Here is a 4,856-nt window from a genome sequence, read left to right as displayed (position 1 = left end):
GGCGCCGCGCTGGTCGCGGGCGCCGTCGGCCTGCCCGCCGCGCTCGCGGGCGCCGACCTGGTGCTCACCGGCGAGGGCCGGCTGGACGGGCAGAGCGCGGGCGGCAAGGTCGTCTCCGTCGTCGCGGCCCTCGCGGGGGAGCGCGGCGTGCCCGCCGTCGCCCTCGCCGGGGGCGTCTCCGGGCCGCTGGAGGACCTGCACGCGCTCGGGCTCACCGCGGCGTTCAGCCTCGCCGACGGCCCGCGCACCCTCGCCGAGCTGAAGGCCGAGGCGGCGCCGCTGCTGACCGCCCTGGCCGACCAGGTCGTCCGGCTCGTCCGCTGACCCGGGTCCGGCGGGGCCGCCCGGCTCGAAACGCCCCGCCGGGGACGCCGTGGATCAGCCGCGGACGGGTTCGGGCTCCGGAGCCGGCGCCTCCGCCGTCCCCGCCTCCTTGATCTGCAGGGCGGGCAGGAAGACGTGCGTCAGCGGCCCGATGGCCAGCGCGTACAGGACCGTTCCGGCGCCGACCGTCCCGCCGAGGAGCCAGCCCGCGGCCAGCACGCCGAGCTCGATCCCCGTCCGCACGACGCGGATGGAGCGGCCGCCCCTCGCCAGCCCCGTCATCAGCCCGTCGCGCGGGCCGGGGCCGAGGCCGGCGCCGATGTAGCAGCCCGTGGCGAAGCCGCCGACCAGCACGGCCGCGATGAGCAGCGCCCAGCGCGCGGCGAGCGCGTCCGGTTCGGGCAGCAGCCACAGGAACAGGTCGGCGAAGGCGCCGACGAGCACGACGTTGCTGATCGTCCCGATGCCGGGCCGCTGCCGCAGCGGGATCCACGCGAGCATCACCAGCGCCCCGGCGATGATGATCCACGCGCCGATCGACAGCCCGAAGCGGCGGGACAGGCCCTGGTGGAACACGTCCCAGGGGTCGTTGCCGAGCCCCGACGACACCTGAAGGGCTATGCCCAGCCCGTACAAGGCCAATCCGACGTAGAGCTGCACCAGACGGCGCGCCATCAAGGCCATTTTCCCGCTCCCTGGGGTCCGATCGTCATCCTCTCCATCGACTTTGCCGTCAGTGGCCTGGTATTGGTAGAGCCAATATGCGAAAGTGGTCGGCATGAGCACGCGCTATGTGGGAGGTCCGCAACTGGCCCGGCTGCTGGGCGACGTGCCGCGCGAGCGGCCCGTCTACGCCTCGCTCGCCCGCGCCGTCCGCGCCCTGGTCCTGGACGGGCGGCTCGCCCCGCGGACCCGGCTGCCCGCCGAGCGCGACCTGGCCGCCGCGCTCGGCGTCAGCCGGACCACCGTGACGGCCGCCTACGACCGGCTCCGCGAGGAGGGCTACGTCGAGAGCAGGCAGGGCGCCGGGAGCTGGACGGCGCTGCCGCCGGTGCGGAAGTGGTCCCCCGAGCCTCGCCCGGCGGGCGGGGCCGGCCGGTTCGGCAGTGCCCACGCCCCGCCCGCGGACGCCGGGTTCATCGACCTCGGCTGCGCCACCCCGGGCGCCCCCGGCATCTTCGGCGAGGCGGTCGCCGCCGCGGTCGAGGAGCTGCCCCGCTACTGCTCGGGGCCCGGCTACGAGCCGGCCGGGCTGGCGTGCCTGCGCGAGGTCGTCGCCGCCCTGTACGCGGCGCGCGGCGTGCCCACCCGCGCCGACCAGATCGTGATCACCACGGGCGCGCAGCACGCCTTCACGCTGCTCACCCAGACGCTCGTCGAGGCCGGCGACCCCGTCATGGTCGAGCGGCCCACCTTTCCGCACGCCCTCGGCGCGCTGCGCCGCCGCGGGGCCCGGCTCGTCGCGGTCGGGGTGAACGAGGGCTGGGACCTGGAGCTCACCGCGGGCGCCATGCGCCAGGCCGCCGTCCGGATGGCCTACATGATCCCCGACTTCCAGAACCCGACCGGCCACCTGATGACGGCCGCCGACCGGGCGGCGCTGGTCGACGCCGCCCGGCGCGCCGACGCCTTCGTCGTCGTCGACGAGACGTTCGCGGAACTGGCCCACGACCCGGAGGCGCCGCGCGAACCGCCGCTCGCCTCGTTCGACACCGGCGGGCGGGTCATCACGATCGGGTCGGCCTCCAAGCTGCTGTGGGGAGGGCTGCGGATCGGCTGGATCCGCGCCACCGCGCCGCTCGCCCGCCGCCTGACGATGGCGCGCGAGCCGATCGACATGGCCAGCCCGGTGCTGGACCAGCTGATCGTCCGCGAGCTGCTGCTGCGCGTGGCGGAGGTCCGCGCCGAGCGCGCGGAGACCCTGCTGAGCAGCCGCGACGCGCTCACCGGGGCCCTGCGCGAGCGGCTGCCCGGCTGGCGGTTTCAGCCGCCCGCCGGGGGGATGTGCCTGTGGGCGCGGCTCGGCGCGCCGGTGGCGACCCAGCTGGCCGAGGCGGCCGGGCGGCTCGGCGTCCGCGTCATGCCCGGTCCCGTGTTCGGCGTGGACGGCGTGCTGGAGGACTACGTCCGCCTTCCGTACGTCCTGCCGCCCGTCGTGCTCCGCGAGGCCGTCGACCGCTTGGCGGCGGCCTACCGGGACGTGGAGTCCGCCCCGGTGGGCCGTCCCCTGCCCGCCTACGTCTGACCGGGGTCAGGGAGCGCGCTGGATGTAGTCGACCAGGTGCTCGCGCTCGGACTCCAGCTCGTCGATGGCGCTCTTGACCACGTCCCCGATGCTCACGATCCCGACGAGCCGGGCGTCCTCGACGACCGGCACGTGCCGGAAGCGGCGCTCGGTCATGGTCCGCCGCAGGTCCTCCACGTCGTCGCCGGGCCCGCAGGAGCGGACCTCGGCCGTCATGATCTCCGCCACGGGACGGTCGAGCAGGTCCGCGCCGTGCTCGTGCAGGCGCCGCACGACGTCGCGCTCGGACACGATGCCGGTGATCGACGTGCCGTCGGGCGACACCACGGCCGCCCCGATGTTGTGCTCGGCCAGGACGGCGAGCAGCTGCCGCACGGTGGTCTCGGGCCGTACCGTGGCCACCGCGTCTCCCTTCCTCCGCAGGATCTCGCGAATCCGCATGCCTCACGCTCCGCTGCCGGTCTCGGGCCCGTGCCGCGACCGCCGCCGGGGGACGGGACGCCGGGCCTGTCCTGCAAAGGTCGCATGTTCCGGCGCCGGGGAAAACCCCACGGCGGTAAACCCTCCGGGCGTGGTCTTCGGCATAAAAACCGTCAAGAGGGAACCACTGGGGCATGACGACGGCGACGAGGACCATCGAAACGAACATCCCCGCGAGACTCGACAGGCTGCCGTGGTCACGGTGGCACTGGACCGTCCTGATCGGCCTCGGAGCCGTCTGGATCCTGGACGGGCTGGAGGTCACCGTCGTGGGCGTCATCGGCCCGCGTCTCACCGACCCCTCCGCCGGGCTCGGCCTCACCGACGGCCAGGTCGGGCTCGGCGCGTCGATCTACGTCGTCGGGGCGTGCCTCGGCGCCCTGCTGTTCGGGCATCTCACCGACCGGTTCGGGCGCAAGCGGCTGTTCCTGCTGACGCTGGCGCTCTACCTGTCCGCGACGGTCGCCACCGCCGTGTCCTTCGACCCGCTGTGGTTCTACGCCTGCCGTCTCCTGACCGGCGCGGGCATCGGCGGCGAGTACGCGGCGATCAACTCGGCGATCGACGAGCTCATCCCGGCGCGCGTCCGCGGCCGGGTGGACGTCGTGGTCAACGGGTCGTTCTGGGTCGGCACCACGATCGCCGCCGCGCTGTCCATCCCGGTGCTGAACGGGAACCTGATCCCCGAGGACGTCGGCTGGCGCGCGCTGTTCGCGCTCGGCGCGCTCCTCGGCCTCGGCGTGCTGATCGTCCGGCGGGCGGTCCCGGAGAGCCCCCGCTGGCTGTTCCTCCACGGCCGGGAGGACGAGGCGGAGCGGGTCGTGCGCGACATCGAGGAACAGGTGGAGGCGTCCACCGGAACCGCGCCGGAGCCGGTGGAGGAGACCATCCGCGTCCGGCAGCGGCGCGCCGTGGCCTTCCGCGAGATCTTCGAGACGGCCGTGCGGCGCTACCCCCGGCGGACCCTGCTCGGGCTCGCGCTGTTCGTCGGCCAGGCATTCCTGTACAACGCGGTCTACTTCACCTACGCGCTGGTGCTGAGCACGTTCTTCAAGGTCCCGGACGCGCGCGTGGGCTACTACCTGATCCCGATCGGCGTGGGCAACTTCCTCGGCGCCTTCTTGCTCGGCAAGCTGTTCGACACGCTCGGCCGCCGCGTCATGATCACCTCGTCGTACGTGCTGTCGGGCGTCCTGCTGATCGGGACCGGCCTCCTGTTCCGCGCGGACGTGCTGAACGCCTGGACGCTCACCGCGTGCTGGTCCGTGGTCTTCTTCTTCGCCTCCGCCGGCGCGTCCGCGGCCTACCTGACCGTCAGCGAGATCTTCCCGATGGAGACGCGCGCGATGGCCATCGCCGCCTTCTACGCGGTCGGGACGGGGCTCGGCGGCGTGATCGGTCCCGTGCTGTTCGGGCGGCTGGTGGAGACCGAGCGCGTCTCGGCGGTCGCCTCCGGGTACTTCCTCGGCGCCGTGCTCATGATCGGCGCGGGCGTGGTGGAGCTGCTCATCGGTGTGGAGGCCGCCGGCAAGTCGCTGGAGGACATCGCGCGCCCGCTCTCGGCCGAACGGCCCGCCGGAACGGGCACGGGCACGGTGGCGGGCGGCACCGCGGGGGCGGCGCGCGGGCGGCGGGTCTTGGCGTTGAGCGGTTCGGTGGTCAAGAAGGCCTCCTGGAGGGGGCGCCGGTCGCGGCGGGAGCGGATCTGACCGAAGGGAGGGCGCAAATGTTCCGGGCAGGCAACTGCGTTATCCTGCACCCCATCATGATGAGAGCACTTTGGCTGATCCTGGGTTGCGCGATGCTG

General features: G+C 73.9%; 5 protein-coding genes. 3 read left to right on the top strand and 2 right to left on the bottom strand.

Annotated elements, in window-relative coordinates:
- On the top strand, positions 1–324 hold a 324-nt coding region (locus tag E1291_RS39260; protein WP_165495516.1), incomplete at its 5' end, for a glycerate kinase.
- A 54-nt stretch (positions 325–378) separates the two neighbouring features.
- Here E1291_RS39260 and yczE read toward each other — a convergent pair.
- Complete coding sequence (gene yczE / locus E1291_RS39255; RefSeq protein ID WP_131743090.1) at positions 379–1,008, bottom strand: membrane protein YczE; 630 nt, start codon at positions 1,006–1,008, stop codon at positions 379–381.
- A 94-nt stretch (positions 1,009–1,102) separates the two neighbouring features.
- Here yczE and yczR point away from each other — a divergent pair, with 94 nt between their 5' ends.
- Positions 1,103–2,569 carry a MocR-like transcription factor YczR gene (gene yczR / locus E1291_RS39250; RefSeq protein ID WP_131743089.1) on the top strand — a complete coding sequence of 489 codons (1,467 nt, stop codon included), beginning with the start codon at positions 1,103–1,105 and terminating at the stop codon, positions 2,567–2,569.
- A gap of 6 nt (positions 2,570–2,575) precedes the next feature.
- Here yczR and E1291_RS39245 read toward each other — a convergent pair whose 3' ends face one another.
- Positions 2,576–3,010, bottom strand: a complete 435-nt coding sequence (locus tag E1291_RS39245; protein ID WP_131743088.1) for a CBS domain-containing protein — start codon at positions 3,008–3,010, stop codon at positions 2,576–2,578.
- Positions 3,011–3,183: 173 nt separating this feature from the next.
- On the opposite strand from E1291_RS39245, the gene E1291_RS39240 reads away from it, so the two are divergent.
- Entirely contained in the window at positions 3,184–4,758 is a 1,575-nt protein-coding gene (locus E1291_RS39240) for an MFS transporter (protein ID WP_131743087.1), read from the top strand.
- The last annotated feature ends 98 nt before the right edge of the window (positions 4,759–4,856 follow it).

The organism is Actinomadura roseirufa (genome assembly GCF_900659635.1).
In the GTDB taxonomy this organism is placed as follows: domain Bacteria; phylum Actinomycetota; class Actinomycetes; order Streptosporangiales; family Streptosporangiaceae; genus Spirillospora; species Spirillospora roseirufa.
This window is presented reverse-complemented; position numbering and strand designations above follow the sequence as displayed.

Bases quoted from the DNA above. Each gene is read 5' to 3' on its own strand.
- E1291_RS39245 (WP_131743088.1), bottom strand. From the start codon at position 3,010: ATGCGGATTCGCGAGATCCTGCGGAGGAAGGGAGACGCGGTGGCCACG.
- yczE (WP_131743090.1), bottom strand. From the start codon at position 1,008: ATGGCCTTGATGGCGCGCCGTCTGGTGCAGCTCTACGTCGGATTGGCC.
- E1291_RS39240 (WP_131743087.1), top strand. From the start codon at position 3,184: ATGACGACGGCGACGAGGACCATCGAAACGAACATCCCCGCGAGACTC.
- yczR (WP_131743089.1), top strand. From the start codon at position 1,103: ATGAGCACGCGCTATGTGGGAGGTCCGCAACTGGCCCGGCTGCTGGGC.